The organism is Pseudomonas sp. MAG002Y (assembly GCF_019400845.1).
Classification (GTDB): Bacteria; Pseudomonadota; Gammaproteobacteria; order Pseudomonadales; family Pseudomonadaceae; genus Chryseomonas; species Chryseomonas luteola.
Genome location: NZ_WOEJ01000017.1, coordinates 91,621 through 109,361 on the forward strand (window position 1 = coordinate 91,621; position 17,741 = coordinate 109,361).

Genomic DNA, 17,741 nt, shown 5'->3' on the forward strand with positions numbered 1-17,741 from the left:
GACTCGACCGAACTCTTGGGCTTGCTGCCCATCGAAGGGGTACATCAACGTCAAGGCAACAGGCCTTCGTGTCAAACGCATAAGAATCTGTCTTCGAAGCGCATTGTGCTGCCTTCGTAAGGAGCTGTAATGGGACGTACGTTATCTGCCTTCCGAGCGCTTTATGCTGCTACTTTGCTCATGCTGATCGGCTCAGGCCTGCTTAGCACCTATATGGCACTAAGGCTTGCGTCCGAGGAAGTTCCAGGGGCCTGGATCGGTGCATTGACAGGTGCTCAATACCTGGGTCTGGTGTTGGGAGGCAAGGTAGGGCATCGGCTTATTGCGCGTGTAGGGCATATAAGGGCTTACGTTGCTTGTGCGGGAATCGTAACTGCTGCAGTTCTGGGAACCGGAATATTGCCCTTTCTGCCCGTGTGGCTGCTGCTGCGTATGCTGGTAGGGATGGGCATGATGTGCCAGTACATGGTGTTGGAAAGCTGGTTGAATGAGCAAGCTGAGCCCAACCAGAGAGGCAAGGTATTCTCGGGGTATATGACGGCTTCCTACTTTGGTCTGGTTCTAGGGCAAGGTGTACTGATTGCCTGGCCTGAGCTCGGTAGCGAAAAGCTTATGCTGGTTGCGCTCTGTTTTGCGCTCTGTCTGGTGCCTGTTGCGATCACTGCGAAGATCCACCCGGCCCCGATGAGTCCGGCTCCTCTTGATCCTGGATTTTTCTTCAAACGAATCCCCCAATCGTTAACAACAACTGTAGTGAGTGGCCTCGCTATCGGTTCGTTTTATGGTCTTGCGCCTGTTTACGCCGCGGCCCAAGGGCTGCTAACCGAGCGAGTCGGCTTATTCATGGGGGTTTGTATTTTCGCAGGGCTGCTGGCCCAATGGCCTATTGGTTGGCTTTCCGACCGCCATGATCGTAGTTGGCTGATTAATAAGGTTGCGCTTGTTCTGGTGGTGGCTGCACTACCGCTGGCGTTATTGCCCAAGGTCCCCTTATTACTGCTGCTTGCTCTTGGCTTTGCAGTCAGCATGTTGCTTTTTGTGCTTTATCCTCTAGCCGTTGCGCTTTCCAACGACCATGTGGAAGGGGAGCGACGGGTATCCCTTACCGCCATGCTCCTGGCCACCTTTGGCGTGGGAGCCTGTATCGGTCCGCTATTAGTGGGTGCCTTGATGAATTGGTTCGGCGCCAACATGTTGTACGCGTCCATTGGTGTGTGCGGGTTGATTCTGGTGTGGCGTATCAGGCCGCAGGATGTAAAAGGCTTGCACCGTGTCGACGAGGCCCCGCTGCAACACGTGCCTATGCCGGATAGCCTGGCCAGCTCACCTTTGGTTGCGGCACTGGACCCGCGAGTAGATGAGCAGGTAGTCCATGATCAGATGCAGAATGCAGAGGCGGTGGCAACTCCAGCGGAGGCTGCAGATGAAGAGACTTCCTCATCTGCAGTGGAGGCTATGGCTGAAGAGAGCAATCCTATACCTGAGGATGAGCCCAAGCGTTAATCTATCCGCCGTGTTTCGCGTTGAAGTTGATAGACGAAGCGTTCGACCTGACGTTGAGTTAGGCCCGACATGCGATAGAAGCGCAGGCCTACCTCGGTACAATCTAGCCTTTCGTTATAAGAAACGTGGCGAACTTCTACTGTTGAGCTAAGGGCGCTGCCAGGGAGGGCTACGGAGAATTTTTCCAGTAGCTCACCAGGAGACACCATGGACGTTGCATTCTTGGCGATACGGATCTTGCAGCCGGTCGCCGAGATGTCCAGGAGCGAACCTTTCAGGAATTTTTTACTGGGAAGGTCTGAGAGCTCGGCTGTTGGCTGGCGATTAAGCTGAAGGCGGACCCTAAAAGCATTTCGGCGCTGGTGATAGCTTACTTCCTTCGGGAGTGGAAACCAGTAGCAGCGGCTGTCGTCCAGCTCGCTCAAACTACCTGGAACGTCGTATTCCCAGGTGATTTGCACGCCTTCATGGGAGCTGTCGATGCGAAAACGCTCTCCCTGAAGCAGTAGCCGTTCCCCTTCGGTAGGGATGAGTTCATCCAGTGCGATCAAGCCTTGTTCGGTATTGATGTCGATCAGAAAGCTCTGGAACTGTCTGTTACGTTCCAGAAAGGTTACGCGGAGTGGACTACGGGTTTCCACCAACGGTTTTAGGTATGCAGCTATCTCAATAGGTGTCTTGAGTAGCTTGGGTGGCTGAGGACCCTGCACATCATTAAATGCGTTGGACACGCCCTGTCTCCATTTCTTGACAAATAAATAAAGAATGGCCGGGATCGTTTAATCCCAGCCATTGTTTCAACAATTCATACCTGACTTAACGGGCGTTGGTAATTCGAGCGGGGCAGATGGCCGCGTCTGTTGTACAGACTGGGCACAGGAGGGCCCTGCAAAATTTCGAGCATGCTGGCCACAGTATACTGGTTGGCCTTGATGATCTGGCCATTCCGGTTGTTGGCTTCCTTGCACTGCTCAATAACGGTCGTGAGCTGGTCTGCCGCCTCGATCAACTGATCGTCCTGCTCGAAACGTTCGGCATAGGCTAACAGGCCTTCACGGCTCAAGGGTAACCCCAGGCGCTGCAATTGTGCAGAGCGCAAGTGATTATGCTGATCCAGCTGAACCAGGAGTGGCTGCTTTTCATCCAGCAGCAGGCCAAGCAAATCGAACTTGCGATTTACCAGGGCTTCGTGTTCTAACTCGATCAGTTCCAGCAACCTTGTAGCGATGTTCAAATCGCTAAGGGTTAGCTCAAGCAAGCTGGCGTTGTGCATACGATCTACACTCGTGCGTCATATTTCCAACGCTGCGTCGCTTAGCGCTGGGATTCAAAATCAAGCAGTTTGGAAGCTACGCGCTGGCTATCGACTTTATAGCTGCCATCAGCAATGGCCTGCTTCAGGCGATTAACACGCTCGCTATCAACCACCGGCTCTTGGCGAATCTTTTCGACAGCCTTCTGAAGCGTTTGGGCTTCATCGCTCAGCTTTACATTTTCGCCTGCTGGCTGGGTTGGGGATACGGCAGCAGCCTTGGCAACTTCACTGGTTTTGTTAGTTGCATTGGTCGCTGCAGGTCCAGTAGTCCGGCTAGTGCTGGCGGTGCTGGAAGTGCTGTTCGTTCTGTTGAAATCAATAACCATGATGGATAACCTCGGACAGTTTCGGTCGCATGCCCAGCTTTTCGGCTTAGCCCAAAAAAACTTTAGGCTAAATTTTGTGCTCCGTTTGGCAAAAAGCTAATGGGCCAGTATAAACCATCTGTTAGAGGCCATGGTGGCTGTTTGGTTTACATGGCGACCTCAACCATTCCCGGGCCAGTCACACGCGCTTTAATGACGCGCTTGGAATTCAGATTCTTGACGCGAATCTGTTCTCCCTGGGCTCCATCAATCAACGCCTCTCCCTGCATTCTTACAGTAAAGCCTCCCGATCCCGCACTAATGACAACCTGATCGCCCTTGCGCACCACTTCGGCTGCCTGGAGAAAGGAGGGAGCCAGTATCTGATCTGCCACTACCTGCCGCTTGAGTTTCTGGCCCATTATTAGATCGATATCGGTGAGATAACCTTGAGGTAATTTTCCGACGTCTCGCTCCAGTAGAGCTACATTTTGCGGATCTATAATCGTATCGCGCAGCAACGGTCGGGTAGTGACTACGACATTTCGATACAGGCGAACCTCCGCAGGAATGTAGACGGTCCAAGGGGTGCTTCCTTCGCATCGAACACGTACCGAAACACGGCCTAGCGGTGCTTCAAGGCCCTGCTGTGCAACGGTTAACGGTCGATCGCAAGCCGCCAGACGTAAACGTGGGTCCAAGTCTTTCACCTGAACCTCGTGTCGACCCTCGGCATGACTCTCGATCAAATATTCCTGAACGCGCTCCTCAAGAAATCCTTGAGCCGAGCCGATAAGTTCTTCAGGCAGGGTTAGCTCGGCAGCTGCATAGGTCTGGTTTGCAGAGCAGAACCCTACAAGCGTTATCAGTAATGAGATGTGGCGTCTGTTCATGCGTCGAGAAACTGTCTTCGGCGGTTCATGAACCTACCTAAGCAATCCCTGTGCCGTCTTCTGTCATCCGATAGGCCGGCCTTTTCAGGAGTTCACAAATGGCTGGCGTATTAGATGCAGTCAACCAGCGTACTCAGTTGGTCGGGCAGAATCGGCTGGAACTGCTGTTGTTCCGTTTGGACGGCCCGCAGCTTTATGGAATCAACGTCTTCAAGGTAAGGGAAGTGCTGCAGTGCCCCAAACTTACCGTGATGCCGAAATCCAGTGCTGTCGTACGTGGCGTTGCAAGTATTCGTGGTGGCACCTTTCCGATCATGGACCTGGCGCTGGCAACGGGTCGCCGTGGTCTGGATGATCTGACGAACAGCTTCGTCATCATTACAGAATACAACACCAAGGTTCAGGGCTTCCTGGTGCGCTCCGTCGAGCGAATCATCAATATGAACTGGGATATGATCCAACCGCCACCCAAGGGAACCGGTCGTGATCATTACCTGACGGCTGTTACGCGTGTCGATAATCAGCTGGTTGAAATTATCGACGTGGAAAAAATCCTTTCAGAAGTAGCGCCTTCGGTCGAAACCATTTCGGAAGGTGTTATTGACACGGTTGTTCAGGCAAAAGCCGTTACCAAGCATGTGCTGATCGTCGATGACTCGTCTGTGGCACGTAAGCAGGTGAGCCGCTGTCTGGGAACCGTTGGAGTGGAAGTAACTGCGCTCAATGACGGACGTCAGGCGCTGAATTTCCTGAAGGACATGGTCGATAATGGTGAAAAGCCGGAGCGGGAGTTGCTCATGCTGATCTCTGATATCGAGATGCCTGAAATGGACGGCTATACTTTGACGGCAGAAATCCGTAACGACCCCCGGATGAGCAACCTCCATATCCTTCTTCATACCTCACTGTCTGGTGTATTCAACCAAGCTATGGTTAAGAAGGTTGGAGCTAATGATTTCCTCGCTAAATTCCGCCCCGATGATCTTGCATCCCGGGTTATTGAGCGTATCAAGGCAGCCGATGAAGGCTGAGATGATCAACGCTCTTCTTTTCTGATTCAGGAGCAGAACGGAAGTGTCAGCAGTTAATGCAGATTTTATGCAGTTCCGTGTCTTTCTTGAAAAGACGTGTGGAATCCTGCTTGGTGATAATAAACAGTATCTGGTTTCCAGTCGCCTCAACAAACTGATGGAGGCGGAAGGAATCAAGTCGTTGGGAGAGCTGGTACAGCGTATCCAGACCCAGCCACGCAGTGGACTTAAGGAGAAGGTCGTCGATGCGATGACGACCAATGAAACCTTATGGTTTCGTGATACTTATCCGTTTGAGGTTCTGAAGAATCGCCTGTTGCCAGAGTTGACCAAAGCCAACCCTGGACAGCGACTGCGTATCTGGTCGGCAGCCTGCTCGTCGGGCCAGGAGCCTTACTCGCTATCGATGACCATAGACGAGTTTGAGCGTAGCAGCCCAGGCCAGCTACGCAGTGGTGTCCAGATCGTAGCAACAGACTTATCCGGTGTAATTTTGACAGCGGCTAAATCAGGTGAGTATGACTCATTGGCAATCGGGCGTGGCCTTTCCCAGGAAAGACTGCAACGTAATTTTGACGTGGTTCCGCCGAATCGGTGGTCAGTAAAGCCCGCTATTAAAAGCCGCGTTGAATTCAGAGCGCTCAATCTGTTGGACAGTTATGCCAGCCTGGGCAAGTTCGACATGGTCTTTTGCCGCAACGTGCTGATTTATTTCTCGGCTGATGTGAAGAAAGATATCCTGACGCGTATTCACGGCACGCTCAAACCGGGAGGCTACCTGTTCCTGGGGGCGTCGGAAGCCTTGAACGGGCTGCCGGAACTCTATCAGATGGTCCAGTGTAATCCTGGCATCATTTACAAAGCGAAATAAGCCAAAGGCCCGACATGTCGGGCCTTTTCTTTTCCTGTCTTGCCATCCTTCCTGTCAAAGTTTTGCCGTCATCCTTGCCGCTTGCCCCTTCAAATACGGAAAAACCTTGCCGCTTTTGGCGCCGTAGCGCGCCTTATTTTTTTAAACCATTGATATTTAAGGGTTTTAATAGTTGGCATGTGCATTGCTAAAGGGAGATAGCCCTTCTGGCAATAGGTTCATGACCATGAGTATCAGTTTCGATAAAGCATTGGGTATCCATCAGCAGGCGTTGAATTTCCGTTCTCAACGCGCCGAAGTGTTGGGCAACAACATTGCTAACGCCGACACGCCTGGATACAAGGCGCGCGATCTGGATTTCTCGGCCGTTCTGGCAGAGCAAGCCAGCAAGTCGTCGCATAGCAAATTCAACCTTGATACGACCAACACTCGTCATATCGAGGCTGAAGGTTTCGGTGATCTGTCAGCGGATGCTGCGATGCGCTATCGCATACCCACTCAGCCTTCGCTGGATCAGAACACTGTAGATGAGCAAGTAGAGCAAGCCAATTACGCAGAAAACTCTGTGCAGTTCCAGGCCAGCTTCACGTTGCTTAACAACAAATTCAAAGGGCTCATGTCTGCCCTTCGTGGAGAGTAACCATGTCCCTGAGTAATGTATTCAACATTGCTGGTACAGGTATGAGCGCACAGACCACGCGCCTGAATACCATCGCCAGTAACATTGCTAACGCCGAGACCGTTTCGTCCAGCGTGGATGAGACCTACCGTGCCCGTCACCCTGTGTTCGCAACCATGTTGAACCAGGCGCAGAACGGTGGCAGCGCTTCTCTGTTCGATGAGCAGGGCGAAGCTGGAACGGGTGTGCAGGTACTGGGCATCGTTGAAGACCAAAGCAATCTTGAGGCCCGTTACGAGCCCAATCATCCGGCTGCTGATAAAGACGGTTATGTGTACTACCCGAACGTCAATGTCGTGGAAGAGATGGCGGACATGATTTCGGCAAGCCGTGCATTTCAGACCAACGCTGACATCATGAACACTGCCAAGCAGATGATGCAGAAAGTCTTGACATTAGGTCAGTAAGCGGAGATCACGCATGTCCACTATCAATACGAATACCAATAACGCAGGCGTTGCAGCATCGGCATTGACAAGTCTTACGAGCACTTCGTCAAAGGATGCTACTGCGTCTACCGATAAGAAAGGCAGTCTGGGAAAGGATGACTTTCTGCAGCTGCTGGTCACTCAGCTCAACAACCAGAACCCGCTAAGCCCTCAGGACAATAGTGAGTTCGTTGCTCAGTTGGCGCAGTTCAGTAGTGTTGAAAGCCTGCAGAACCTGAACTCTGCGGTTAACGGCATCGCAGGTACCTATCAGTCTTCGCAAGCGCTGCAGGCGTCGTCACTAGTGGGACGCTCCGTGATCGCCCAAACGGGGTCGTCCATGGTGGACACCTCGAAAAGTTTCAATGGCTCGCTGGTCATGCCGGCGGCCGGTAAGGATGTCACTGTCGGCGTGTACGACAGTGCAGGTTCGCTGGTCAAGACCATCGACCTGGGCGTAGCCAAGGCAGGCACTACCGATTTCATCTGGGATGGTACAGATGCGAAAGGTAATAAAGTTGATGCGGGAATTTATAGCTTCAAGGCATCTGCCGATATCGATGAAACGCGGCAAGCCCTGACTACTTATCTGCCGGCCACCGTCAATAGCGTAACGCTGGGACAGGATGGCGGTGAAATGCAACTTAACCTGGCTGGGCTGGGCAGCGTGACGCTGTCGCAAGTTCAGATGATTGGTCAGTAAGCCGGCAGTCCGGCAGAGGAAAGAATTATGTCATTCAATGTTGGTCTGAGCGGTCTGAAAGCAGCAAGCACTCACCTGAACGTTACCGGTAATAACATTGCCAACGTAGGCAGCACCGGCTTCAAGGCATCCCGTGCCGAATTTGCCGATATCTATGCAACGTCGATGTTTGGTGTAGGCAATAACACCACAGGCAGCGGCGTCTTGACTGCCAATATTTCCCAGCAGTTCACGCAGGGCACAATCAGCAAGACCGGCAATAGCCTGGACATGGCCATTAACGGTAATGGCTTTTACATCATGAGCAACAACGGTACGGAGACCTATACTCGTAACGGTACGTTCAGCACGGATAAAGAAGGCTATATCGTTGACAATTCGGGCAACCGTCTCCAGGGCTATCGTGCTGATATCGATGGTAATATTGTGCCCGGCGCGGTGACTGACCTTGTGGTCGATACGACCAACCAGCTGCCTAAAGCCACGACTGCCGTAGCACAGACGCTGACCTTGAACTCAAGCTCGACGGTACCGACGTCCACTACATTCGATCCTAATCTGGCTTCTAGCTACAACTGGTCTACCTCAGTCAGTGTGTTCGATACTCAAGGTAACGAGCACAACATGATGCAGTACTTCGTCAAGAATGATACAAACCAGTGGACCATGTATGTAACGGTTGACGGTCGTAACCCTGCAGATCCAGCCTCAACCACACCGTATTCAGCGAACGTGAATTTTGACGCTGCCGGTCGTATGAGCTCAATTGCGTCGAATGACTTCCAGGTCGACGCAAACAACGTGCTGACCATGAACAACTGGGTGCCTGCTGCTGTTAAAGACAGCAAGGCTGATCCGGTCGTTTGGGGTGCCAATGGCGCGGCTGCCAACGGTGCGGGTGTAACCCTGGATATCACCAAGGTCACCCAGACTAACAGCAGCTCTGCAGTTACTAAAGTAACCCAGGATGGCTATACCACGGGTCAGCTGTCAGGTCTTTCCGTAGATGCCAGCGGCACGTTGTTCGCCAACTACACCAATGGCCAGTCGAAAAACATTGGTCAGACTGTTCTGGCTACCTTCGCCAACATGCAGGGCCTGCGTCCGGTAGGCAACACTAATTGGATCCAGACCGTTGCGTCCGGCGAGCCTGTTCGTGGTACTCCGGGTTCAGGTGTGATTGGTACGATCGAGTCCGGCTCATTGGAAGATTCCAACGTGGATCTGACGGCTCAGCTGGTAGACCTGATCGTTGCTCAGCGCAACTATCAGGCTAACGCCAAGACCATCGAAACTGAGAACGCTATTTCCCAGACGATCATTCAGATTCGTTAATTAGGGGAAGGATAGGTTTGCCGCTAGCGGCAACAATATTCCGGCGCTCTGATAAAAAGGCCTCATCCGAGGCCTTTTTCTTTTTAAATCAACTACTTAACTAATTTAAATAATATGGCACAGGCCTTGCTATAGATCCTGCATCGAAGCAATTCGCTGCAAAAAACCGTCGCTAGAGGATTCTATGGACAAGTTGCTTTACGTCGCTATGAGCGGTGCCAGCCAGAATGAAATGGCACAGCGTGCCCACGCCAACAACTTGGCGAACGTTTCCACTTCAGGATTCCGTAAGGATCTTGAGCAAGCACGCTCGATGCAGGTATTTGGTGATACTCATCCTTCACGCGTCTATGCCATGAGCGAGCGTCCGGCAACGGACTTTACGCCTGGCTCGCTTCAAGAGACCGGACGGAACCTGGATATCGCTATCGAGGGTAACGGCATGATTGCTGTCCAGGCGCCCGATGGTAGCGAGGCGTATGTACGTACCGCCAGCCTTCAGATTGATGCATTGGGTCAGCTGCGTACTAGCGGCGGCTTTCCGGTCATTGGCAATGGCGGACCTATTGCGGTGCCTCCGCAAGCCAAGGTGGAAATCGGTCAGGACGGCACAATCAGTATTCAGGCGCTAGGTGAGAGTCCTCGCGTACTGGCCGAGGTTGACCGCATCAAGCTGGTTAACCCTGATACCAAGCAAATGGAAAAAGGTCTTGATGGCCTGATCCACACTAAGAACAACCAGCCTGCAGCGCCGGATGCCAATGTCCGTGTGGCTTCGGGATTCGTAGAAAGCAGCAACGTGAATGCTGCTGAAGAAATGACCTCTGTTCTTGCCCTGGCCCGTCAGTTCGAGTTGCACATCAAGATGATGCGTTCGGCTGAAGACAACTCGGCTGCGATGGCAAAGGTTTTGCAATCCTAATTATCAGTTTGCATGAAACGCCGTAAAGCCGGCGCTTGAGGAGAACGCAATTATGATGTCTGCATTGTGGGTCAGTAAAACAGGTCTGTCCGCTCAGGACATGAACCTGACCACTATTTCCAACAACCTGGCCAACGTCTCCACGACGGGCTTCAAGCGCGACCGTGCCGAGTTCCAGGATTTGCTGTATCAGGTACGTCGCCAGCCAGGCGCCCAGTCCACTCAGGACAGCCAGCTGCCGTCAGGTCTGCAACTGGGTACTGGTGTACGTATCGTAGGTACCCAGAAAAACTTTACCGAAGGTAGCCTGCAAACCACGGATCAGCCGTTGGACATGGCCATCAACGGTCGTGGTTTCTTCCAGGTTTCCATGCCGGACGGCACGATTGCCTATACCCGTGACGGTACCTTCCACCTGAACTCTGATGGTCAGGTCGTTACCGCCAATGGTTTCGCGCTGGAGCCAGCGATTGTTGTTCCTGCCGAGACCAGAACCTTTACTGTGGGCGAAGACGGTACGGTGTCGGTAACCACGGCTAACAATGCGGCGCCACAGGTGATCGGCAACCTTCAGACGGCTGACTTTATCAACCCGGGCGGCCTGCAGGCTGTAGGCAACAACCTGTTCATGGAAACCGCTGCCAGTGGTGCTCCGCAGAATGGTACCCCTGGCTTGAATGGTCTTGGCACCGTCATGCAGCAGACATTGGAAAACTCCAACGTAAGCACCGTGGAAGAGTTAGTGAACATGATCACTACTCAGCGCGCTTACGAGATGAACTCCAAGGTCATCTCCACCGCTGACCAGATGCTTGGCTTCGTTACTCAGAACCTGTAATCGCTTTTATTCGCGAGGTCGTTGTTTGTATGAACCGCCTTCTTGCTCTTGTTCCCGCGCTTGGCGCTGTATTGCTGGTTGGCTGCGTAGCACCTGCTGCTCAGCCAAACGATCCGTATTACGCGCCGGTGCTGCCGCGCACGCCGATGCCGGCTGCGCAGAACAATGGCTCCATTTACCAGCCTGGGTTCGACCAGAACCTGTATACCGACCGCAAGGCGTTCCGCGTGGGTGACATCATTACCATCACGCTGGAAGAAAGGACTCAGGCGAGCAAGAACGCGAGTTCGGATATTTCCAAGGACAGTTCGGCCAATCTTGGGGTCAGCTCCCTGTTTGGCACCAAGGCACAGATTGGCAACCCGCTTTCGGGTGGCAACCTGAACCTGGGCGCCCAGTTTGACGGCGCTCGAGAGAACAAGGGTGATGCCAAGGCTGCACAAGGCAACAGTCTGACGGGTTCTTTGACCGTGACGGTGGCAGATGTGATGCCCAACGGAGTATTGGCCGTCAGGGGTGAAAAATGGCTGACGCTCAACACAGGTAATGAGCTGATGCGCATTTCTGGACTGATTCGTGCAGACGATATCAGCACCAATAACACCGTGTCTTCCACTCGGGTAGCAGATGCACGGATTACCTATTCCGGTACCGGGGCATTTGCCGATGCCAGTCAGCCGGGTTGGTTGAGCCGCTTCTTTACTAGTCCGCTATTTCCGTTCTGAGGCGTGAAATCATGTTGAAACATCTATGCGTTGCTTTCGCACTGGTACTGTCGGCAACGGCAGTCCAGGCAGAACGCCTCAAGGACATCGCCACGATTCAGGGCGTGCGGACCAACCAGTTGATTGGTTATGGCTTGGTTGTAGGCTTGAATGGTACAGGTGACCAGACGACTCAGACACCGTTTACCGTCCAGACCTTCAATAACATGATGGCGCAGTTCGGTATCAAGGTCCCCAACGGCGGAAACGTCCAGCTCAAGAACGTGGCCGCTGTATCCATTCATGCGGACCTGCCAGCGTTTGCCAAGCCAGGCCAGACGATCGACGTTACCATTTCGTCGATCGGTAATGCCAAGAGCCTGCGTGGCGGTAGCCTGTTGATGGCCCCGCTAAAAGGTATCGACGGTAATGTGTATGCCGTCGCGCAAGGCAACCTGGTTGTAGGTGGGTTTGACGCAGAAGGTAAGGACGGCTCGCGTATCACTGTCAACGTTCCGTCAGCAGGGCGTATCCCCGGCGGGGCCACCGTCGAGCGTCCGGTTCCGAGCGGCTTCGATCAAGGCAACTCGCTGACGCTGAACCTTAACCGTTCGGACTTTACAACCGCCAAACATATCGTTGACAAGATCAACGACCTGCTGGGTCCTGGTGTGGCAACGGCAGTAGATGGCGGCTCGGTTCGTGTGACGGCACCGCTCGATCCCAACCAGCGCGTGGACTATATCTCTGTGCTGGAAAACCTGGAAGTCAGCCCAGGCGAAGCAGTTGCCAAGGTCATTATCAACTCGCGTACCGGCACTATCGTCGTCGGGCAGAACGTAAAAGTTGCGCCTGCAGCTGTTACGCACGGCAGCCTGACGGTCACCATCAGTGAAGATCCCATTGTCAGTCAGCCCAATCCGCTCTCGGACGGCCAGACAGCAGTGGTACCCAACTCGACGGTCAAGGCCAAGCAGGAAGCCAAGCCGATGTTCAGGTTTGGTCCTGGCACGACTCTTGATGAGATTGTACGGGCCGTCAACCAAGTTGGCGCAGCACCCAGTGATTTGATGGCGATCCTCGAGGCGCTTAAACAGGCTGGCGCCTTGCAGGCCGATCTGATTGTAATTTAACGGAGCAGTAGTCATGGACTCTCGTTTGGGCGGAACCTACAGCAGTAACGTCGATTCCGGCGCATACACCGACCTGAACCGCCTTGCCCAGATGAAGGGCAAGAACCGGGATAGTGAGGAAAACGTCAAGAAAGTGGCTCAGGAGTTCGAGTCGCTCTTCCTGAACCAGATGATGAAGTCCATGCGCTCGGCTAATGAAGTGCTGGCCGATAAGGACAGTCCGTTTCAGAGCGAAACGACCAAGCAATACCAGAGCATGTATGACCAGCAGATGGCCGTGTCGCTCTCGCGAGAGGGTGGTGGCCTTGGCTTAGCCTCTGTGCTTGAGCGTCAGCTCTCGAAGACGGGTCAGACCAGTCATCGTCCGAATCCATTTGCGCAGGTAGGGCAGGCAGCGGCGGCGCCGAAAAGTGAGGCTTCAGCGGCTGCCCAGCCTTCAACGCTTCGCTCCGATCACAAACTGGCCACTGTAGATCCTGCGCGTGATGACTCCAAGTTTCTCAATCAACGCCGCCTGGCGTTGCCTGGAAAGCTGGTTGATCGCGTCATGGCCGGTATTGTGCCGGATGTACAAAATCCGACCAGTCAAGTTGCCGGCACGGCTAACACTGCACTGTCAAAAAATGATTGGAAGCCTGCTCAAGCTCTGGCCGTTTCGGCCGATAAAGGTCTGAGTACGGGTGCCTCCCAAGAGATTAGTGGACGTCGGTATGCGCAACCGCCCCTGGCCAGTAAGTCATCCTTCAGTAGCCGTGAGGACTTCGTTAACACGATGCTGCCAATGGCGAAGGAAGCGGCTGAGCGGATCGGCGTCGACCCGCGTTTCCTGGTAGCCCAGGCTGCACTTGAAACCGGCTGGGGCAAGTCCATCATCCAGCAGCAGGACGGCTCCAGTAGCCACAACCTGTTCGGCATCAAGGCTCATGGCTGGCAGGGTGGTTCGGCGCGTGCACTGACTACCGAATATGTGAACGGGCAGCCCGTTAAAGAGGTAGCCAAGTTCCGTGCATATGACTCGTACGCAGACAGCTTCCATGACTATGTGAGCTTTCTGCAGGACAACGATCGGTATCAGAAGGCGCTTAACAGCGGAGGCGATTCAGAGAAGTTCATGAAAGGACTCCAGCAAGCCGGCTACGCCACTGACCCGAACTATGCACGCAAGGTAACGCAAATTGCTCAAGGCATTGGTACTTACCAGAACATTGCCTCGAATAGCTCAACTACGATTCGTTCATAAGGCCTGATCATGTCGAACCTCATTTCAATCGGACTTTCGGGGCTTTCAGCCAGCCAGAGTGCTTTGAGCACGACGGGTCATAACATTACCAATGCGGATACCGCAGGGTATACCCGTCAGCAGACTGTTCAGAAAACGACGGCAGCGCGTCTTGAAGGTACCTCCTATATTGGTACCGGTACGACCATTGCCGACGTGCGCCGTATTTATAATGACTACCTGGGTACCCAGGTAAGGACGACCACTGCGCTGAATAGCGCCGCGCAGTCGTTTTACAACCAGGTCAAGCAGGTCGACTCACTGCTGTCGGACGGTACTACCGGCGTTAGCAAGGTCATGCAGTCATTCTTTGCTGCGCTGCAGACAGCATCGGCCAGTCCTACGGATAATGCCTCTCGCCAACTGCTTCTGACACAGGCTCAGGGCTTGAGCGAGCGCTTCAATTCCGTAACCAACCAGCTGGTAGACCAGAACAACTACGTTAACGAGCAGTTGGCCAGCATGGCCACACAGGCCAACAAATTGGCAGGTAGCGTAGCTCAGTACAACCAGGCTATTGCCGAGGCCTCGGGCAACGGCGCTTCGCCCAACGATCTGCTGGATGCCCGTGACGAGGCGGTACGTCAGCTTTCCGAGATGATCGGCGTAACGGTGGTCAACCAGGACGGCAACTACAACCTGTATATCGGCTCAGGTCAGCCCCTGGTGGTCGGCAACTCTGTGTCTACGCTTGCAGCAGGCTCCAGCCAAATCGATCCGGCGCGTTATGCCGTTACGTTGACCAAGGCCAATACAACCCAAGATGTCTCTTCCGTAGTAACGGGCGGTGAAATGGGTGGATTGCTCAACTACCGTGACAACGTGCTTGATCCGGCCCGAAATGAGCTGGGCCGCATGGCGATGGTGATTACCGAGCAGGTGAATAGCCAGTTGGGGCAGGGCCTGGATCTTAACGGCAACTTCGGTTCGCCGATGTTTGCTGATCTTAACAGCGCCGCTAACGTTTCTCATCGCAGCCTTGCCCAGATTGGCAACAGCGATAAGACGGCAAGCCTGAACGTAGACATCAAGGATACCAGCAAGCTGACCACTAGTGACTATGAAGTCACGATGCTGGAAGGTAATAGATATTCGGTGCGCCGTCTTTCCGATGGCCAAGCCATGGGCTCTTACAACCTGGATGCTTCACCTGCACCGGTGATTGATGGCTTCTCGCTGAGCCTGGCGAGCGGGTCTGCGGTAAAGGGTGACAAGTTCACGATCATACCGACTCGTACCGGGGCGGCAGACATCTCTGCGCAGCTCAAGGATGCCTCTCAGCTGGCGTTCGCTGCGCCGTTGTCTGCCACGCTTACAACCGGTAATAAAGGGTCTGGCAGCGTGACGCAGCCGACTTTGACGACCAAGCTGGATGTTAATGATGCCACCGCCAATGCTCAGATGCAGGCGGGTATCAAGAACGGCACGCCGGTCAAGATTGTATTTGGTGACGTCGCGAATGGCTCTCAGAGCTACTCGGTATTCAATACCAAGGGTGAATCCATCGGGACCGGTACTATCGTTCCGGGCAACAACAACAAGGTTGCTGTCAATGTTCCTGTACTGGATAACACTGGCAATGCGGTACTGAATACAGACGGAACGGCCAAAACGTTCTCGTTTGAAATGACGGTGAGCGGCTCTCCATCCAAGGATGACAGCCTCACGGTGTCGTTCAACAAGAGCGGCGCCTCTGATAACCGCAACGCTCAACAACTGCTGAATCTGCAAACCAAGAATGCGGTGGGCGTCAGTGGCGGGAGTGTAGGAACCAGCATTACAGGTGCTTACAGCTCATTGATTGAGCGAGTAGGGGCCATTACAAGTCAGGCCGAGCTCGATACCAAGGCAACGAGCGCTGTGCTGACCCAAGCAAAAGACAGTCGTGATTCGGTATCAGGCGTCAACCTGGACGAAGAGGCGGCTAACCTGGTCAAGTTTCAACAGTATTACAACGCGTCTGCGCAGGTGATCTCGATCGCTCGCAGCACGTTCGATACGCTGATCAATGCAGTTCGATAGAGGCTTTATTCATGCGCATCTCTACTTCACAAATGTTTGCTTCGAATATTGCCGGATATCAGAACGGCTATTCGAGCATTGTTAAAACCCAACAGCAGATCTCCAGCGGCGTTCGTATCCAGACGCCGGCAGACGATCCGGTCGGCGCTGCTCGCTTGCTTCAGCTGGAGCAGCAACAGGCTCAGCTAGGACAGTACAAGGGCAATCTGGAGACAGCGAAGAATAGCTTGCTGCAAGAGGAAAGCGTTCTTACGTCTGTAAATAATATGTTACAGCGGGCGCGTGAACTTGCACTGTCGGCAGGAAATGGCGCTTACTCAGATAAGGATCGAAGCTCGGTTGCTGCAGAGTTAGATCAAATCCAGCAACAGCTCCTAACGGCGATGAATAGCCGTGACTCGAATGGCCAATATTTGTTTGGCGGTTCAAAGAGCGGAGAGGCACCGTTTACCCAGAATCCAGACGGTACTTACAGCTACGTTGGTGATCAAGGATCTCTTGACCTGCAGGTCTCCAGCTCTATGCGGCTTTCTTCCAACGATAGCGGTTGGAGCGTTTTTGAGAGTGTATCTAATAATGCTCGCACTGAATCTCAGGTGACAGCTTTTCCTGCCAGTGGTCAGAAGGCGTTTCTTGGTCAGGGTGTTGTAACTAACAATCAAACCTTTAGCAGTTCGTATGCTAGCGGCGCTCCCTATGTAGTAGAGCTGACAAGTAGCAAGGAGTACAAGGTTTATAGCAAGGCAGATCCTAGCCAGGCCTTGGCAACAGGTACAATCGACCCAGCAAAGTCTACAAATAATATTTCGTTCCGCGGTGTAGATTTTTCATTGGGTATTAGCGGCCTGTCAAAAGACTCTACTGTTTTAGATTCAGAGTTGACAGGGCATCAATTCGAACTTTCCAGTGCGCCAGACAAATTTTCAGTTTCTGGTCAGAATGCATCGAATGTCCAGCTAAGTGGTGGGGCTGTTGTTGACTCTCAAGCCTATATCACGCAGTTTCCTGCGACTGGCGTTTCCATTAAGTTCAGCAGTGCTACGGACTATGAAATTTATGCCCAACCTATAAGCGAGGGTAGTAAGCCTGTTGCGCAGGGATCATTAAGTGGCTCGTCGTTAACTTATGCAGGAGTTCAACTGCAAGTAGGCGGAACACCTCAGGCTGGAGACCAGCTAAGTGTGTCGCCAAAATCACAGACAACACAAGGTATCTTGGATACATTGTCCAATCTGTCTAAGGCGCTTAAAACCCCTGTAACGGGTAACGAGACGGCACAATTCAAATTGAATGAGTCACTTAACTTGGCAGTTAAAAATATTGATAGTGCCATGAGTAATGTTGACGCTACTCGGTCGTCTATTGGTGCACGGTTAAATACGATCGAGACGCTTTCGATCGAGAATGAAAGCTTGAATATGACCAACTCTTCTACCCAGTCGGATATTCGTGATACTGACATGGCTGAAGCGTCGTCTAAGCTTATACTTCAGCAAACTATGCTAGAGGCGGCTCAGGCATCCTTTGCACGAGTCAGCCAATTGAGCTTGTTTGATAAGCTTTAAATACAACGCAATAAAAAGGCGAGCCTGGCTCGCCTTTTTTTATTGCTGCCAGATTGGCAAAGGCAGCCTAATGTAGGTTTAGAACGGATGTGCTGCGGATAAAAGGTATGGAGAAAAATTAAAGCAGCATCAAAACAGGCCGAAATAGAGAGTAACCAGTTTAGGCCATCTGCTGTAGGCGGGTGGGGTGGCGAAGTTAGCCAACTGCTTGGGAA

At 52.9% G+C, this 17,741-nt stretch carries 19 protein-coding genes; 14 read left to right on the top strand and 5 right to left on the bottom strand.

The features are described from left to right. Positions 1–129: 129 nt before the first annotated feature. On the top strand, positions 130–1,503 hold the full coding sequence (locus tag GM154_RS20765) for an MFS transporter (protein WP_219653225.1): 1,374 nt from the start codon (positions 130–132) through the stop codon (positions 1,501–1,503). On the opposite strand, the gene GM154_RS20770 is transcribed toward GM154_RS20765, so the two are convergent. The 4 genes from GM154_RS20770 to flgA form a co-directional block, all read right to left on the bottom strand. Continuing rightward, positions 1,500–2,234, bottom strand: a complete 735-nt coding sequence (locus tag GM154_RS20770) for a flagellar brake protein (protein ID WP_219653226.1) — start codon at positions 2,232–2,234, stop codon at positions 1,500–1,502. The genes GM154_RS20765 and GM154_RS20770 overlap by 4 nt on opposite strands. A 74-nt stretch (positions 2,235–2,308) precedes the next feature. Beyond that, positions 2,309–2,776 carry a flagella synthesis protein FlgN gene (locus tag GM154_RS20775; RefSeq protein WP_125887869.1) on the bottom strand — a complete coding sequence of 156 codons (468 nt, stop codon included), beginning with the start codon at positions 2,774–2,776 and terminating at the stop codon, positions 2,309–2,311. 41 nt (positions 2,777–2,817) lie between these two features. Further along, positions 2,818–3,144 carry a flagellar biosynthesis anti-sigma factor FlgM gene (flgM, locus tag GM154_RS20780; protein ID WP_010797871.1) on the bottom strand — a complete coding sequence of 109 codons (327 nt, stop codon included), beginning with the start codon at positions 3,142–3,144 and terminating at the stop codon, positions 2,818–2,820. 146 nt (positions 3,145–3,290) lie between these two features. After that, a complete protein-coding gene (gene flgA, locus GM154_RS20785) occupies positions 3,291–4,016 on the bottom strand; it encodes a flagellar basal body P-ring formation chaperone FlgA (RefSeq protein WP_219653227.1) in 726 nt (241 codons plus the stop codon). A 98-nt stretch (positions 4,017–4,114) separates the two neighbouring features. Here flgA and GM154_RS20790 point away from each other — a divergent pair, with 98 nt between their 5' ends. The 13 genes from GM154_RS20790 (at position 4,115) to GM154_RS20850 (ending at position 17,526) form a co-directional block, all read left to right on the top strand. Next, positions 4,115–5,047, top strand: coding sequence for a chemotaxis protein CheV (locus GM154_RS20790; RefSeq protein ID WP_010797873.1), 933 nt, complete (start codon positions 4,115–4,117; stop codon positions 5,045–5,047). A gap of 43 nt (positions 5,048–5,090) precedes the next feature. Further along, a complete protein-coding gene (gene cheR, locus GM154_RS20795; protein WP_010797874.1) occupies positions 5,091–5,918 on the top strand; it encodes a protein-glutamate O-methyltransferase CheR in 828 nt (275 codons plus the stop codon). Between the two features lie 226 nt (positions 5,919–6,144). Continuing rightward, entirely contained in the window at positions 6,145–6,558 is a 414-nt protein-coding gene (flgB, locus tag GM154_RS20800) for a flagellar basal body rod protein FlgB (protein ID WP_010797875.1), read from the top strand. Between the two features lie 2 nt (positions 6,559–6,560). Further along, on the top strand, positions 6,561–7,004 hold the full coding sequence (gene flgC / locus GM154_RS20805; protein WP_010797876.1) for a flagellar basal body rod protein FlgC: 444 nt from the start codon (positions 6,561–6,563) through the stop codon (positions 7,002–7,004). Positions 7,005–7,017: 13 nt separating this feature from the next. Continuing rightward, on the top strand, positions 7,018–7,728 hold the full coding sequence (locus GM154_RS20810) for a flagellar hook assembly protein FlgD (protein WP_010797877.1): 711 nt from the start codon (positions 7,018–7,020) through the stop codon (positions 7,726–7,728). Positions 7,729–7,755: 27 nt separating this feature from the next. Further along, positions 7,756–9,063: a flagellar hook protein FlgE gene (gene flgE, locus GM154_RS20815; RefSeq protein WP_219653228.1), complete on the top strand. Its 1,308-nt coding sequence runs from the start codon at positions 7,756–7,758 to the stop codon at positions 9,061–9,063. Positions 9,064–9,247: 184 nt separating this feature from the next. Beyond that, positions 9,248–9,985 carry a flagellar basal-body rod protein FlgF gene (flgF, locus tag GM154_RS20820; RefSeq protein ID WP_010797879.1) on the top strand — a complete coding sequence of 246 codons (738 nt, stop codon included), beginning with the start codon at positions 9,248–9,250 and terminating at the stop codon, positions 9,983–9,985. Positions 9,986–10,037: 52 nt separating this feature from the next. Then, positions 10,038–10,823: a flagellar basal-body rod protein FlgG gene (flgG, locus tag GM154_RS20825; protein WP_010797880.1), complete on the top strand. Its 786-nt coding sequence runs from the start codon at positions 10,038–10,040 to the stop codon at positions 10,821–10,823. A 29-nt stretch (positions 10,824–10,852) separates the two neighbouring features. Continuing rightward, complete coding sequence (gene flgH, locus GM154_RS20830; RefSeq protein WP_010797881.1) at positions 10,853–11,548, top strand: flagellar basal body L-ring protein FlgH; 696 nt, start codon at positions 10,853–10,855, stop codon at positions 11,546–11,548. A gap of 11 nt (positions 11,549–11,559) precedes the next feature. Beyond that, positions 11,560–12,660, top strand: a complete 1,101-nt coding sequence (locus GM154_RS20835; RefSeq protein WP_010797882.1) for a flagellar basal body P-ring protein FlgI — start codon at positions 11,560–11,562, stop codon at positions 12,658–12,660. Between the two features lie 13 nt (positions 12,661–12,673). Further along, entirely contained in the window at positions 12,674–13,900 is a 1,227-nt protein-coding gene (flgJ, locus tag GM154_RS20840; RefSeq protein ID WP_219653229.1) for a flagellar assembly peptidoglycan hydrolase FlgJ, read from the top strand. Between the two features lie 9 nt (positions 13,901–13,909). Beyond that, positions 13,910–15,961 (top strand): flagellar hook-associated protein FlgK, encoded by a 2,052-nt coding sequence (flgK, locus tag GM154_RS20845; RefSeq protein ID WP_219653230.1) that lies wholly within the window; start codon positions 13,910–13,912, stop codon positions 15,959–15,961. Between the two features lie 11 nt (positions 15,962–15,972). Next, a complete protein-coding gene (locus GM154_RS20850; RefSeq protein WP_219653231.1) occupies positions 15,973–17,526 on the top strand; it encodes a flagellar hook-associated protein 3 in 1,554 nt (517 codons plus the stop codon). On the opposite strand, the gene GM154_RS20855 is transcribed toward GM154_RS20850, so the two are convergent. Continuing rightward, the coding region (locus GM154_RS20855) for a hypothetical protein (protein WP_219653232.1) at positions 17,523–17,741 on the bottom strand (219 nt) is incomplete at its 5' end. The genes GM154_RS20850 and GM154_RS20855 overlap by 4 nt on opposite strands.

Excerpts from the sequence above, each read along its gene's own strand:
- GM154_RS20765 (WP_219653225.1), top strand. The coding sequence starts at position 130 with ATGGGACGTACGTTATCTGCCTTCCGAGCGCTTTATGCTGCTACTTTG.
- GM154_RS20775 (WP_125887869.1), bottom strand. The coding sequence starts at position 2,776 with ATGCACAACGCCAGCTTGCTTGAGCTAACCCTTAGCGATTTGAACATC.
- flgM (WP_010797871.1), bottom strand. The coding sequence starts at position 3,144 with ATGGTTATTGATTTCAACAGAACGAACAGCACTTCCAGCACCGCCAGC.
- flgA (WP_219653227.1), bottom strand. The coding sequence starts at position 4,016 with ATGAACAGACGCCACATCTCATTACTGATAACGCTTGTAGGGTTCTGC.
- GM154_RS20790 (WP_010797873.1), top strand. The coding sequence starts at position 4,115 with ATGGCTGGCGTATTAGATGCAGTCAACCAGCGTACTCAGTTGGTCGGG.
- flgB (WP_010797875.1), top strand. The coding sequence starts at position 6,145 with ATGAGTATCAGTTTCGATAAAGCATTGGGTATCCATCAGCAGGCGTTG.
- flgC (WP_010797876.1), top strand. The coding sequence starts at position 6,561 with ATGTCCCTGAGTAATGTATTCAACATTGCTGGTACAGGTATGAGCGCA.
- GM154_RS20810 (WP_010797877.1), top strand. The coding sequence starts at position 7,018 with ATGTCCACTATCAATACGAATACCAATAACGCAGGCGTTGCAGCATCG.
- flgE (WP_219653228.1), top strand. The coding sequence starts at position 7,756 with ATGTCATTCAATGTTGGTCTGAGCGGTCTGAAAGCAGCAAGCACTCAC.
- flgF (WP_010797879.1), top strand. The coding sequence starts at position 9,248 with ATGGACAAGTTGCTTTACGTCGCTATGAGCGGTGCCAGCCAGAATGAA.
- flgG (WP_010797880.1), top strand. The coding sequence starts at position 10,038 with ATGATGTCTGCATTGTGGGTCAGTAAAACAGGTCTGTCCGCTCAGGAC.
- flgH (WP_010797881.1), top strand. The coding sequence starts at position 10,853 with ATGAACCGCCTTCTTGCTCTTGTTCCCGCGCTTGGCGCTGTATTGCTG.
- GM154_RS20835 (WP_010797882.1), top strand. The coding sequence starts at position 11,560 with ATGTTGAAACATCTATGCGTTGCTTTCGCACTGGTACTGTCGGCAACG.
- flgJ (WP_219653229.1), top strand. The coding sequence starts at position 12,674 with ATGGACTCTCGTTTGGGCGGAACCTACAGCAGTAACGTCGATTCCGGC.
- flgK (WP_219653230.1), top strand. The coding sequence starts at position 13,910 with ATGTCGAACCTCATTTCAATCGGACTTTCGGGGCTTTCAGCCAGCCAG.
- GM154_RS20850 (WP_219653231.1), top strand. The coding sequence starts at position 15,973 with ATGCGCATCTCTACTTCACAAATGTTTGCTTCGAATATTGCCGGATAT.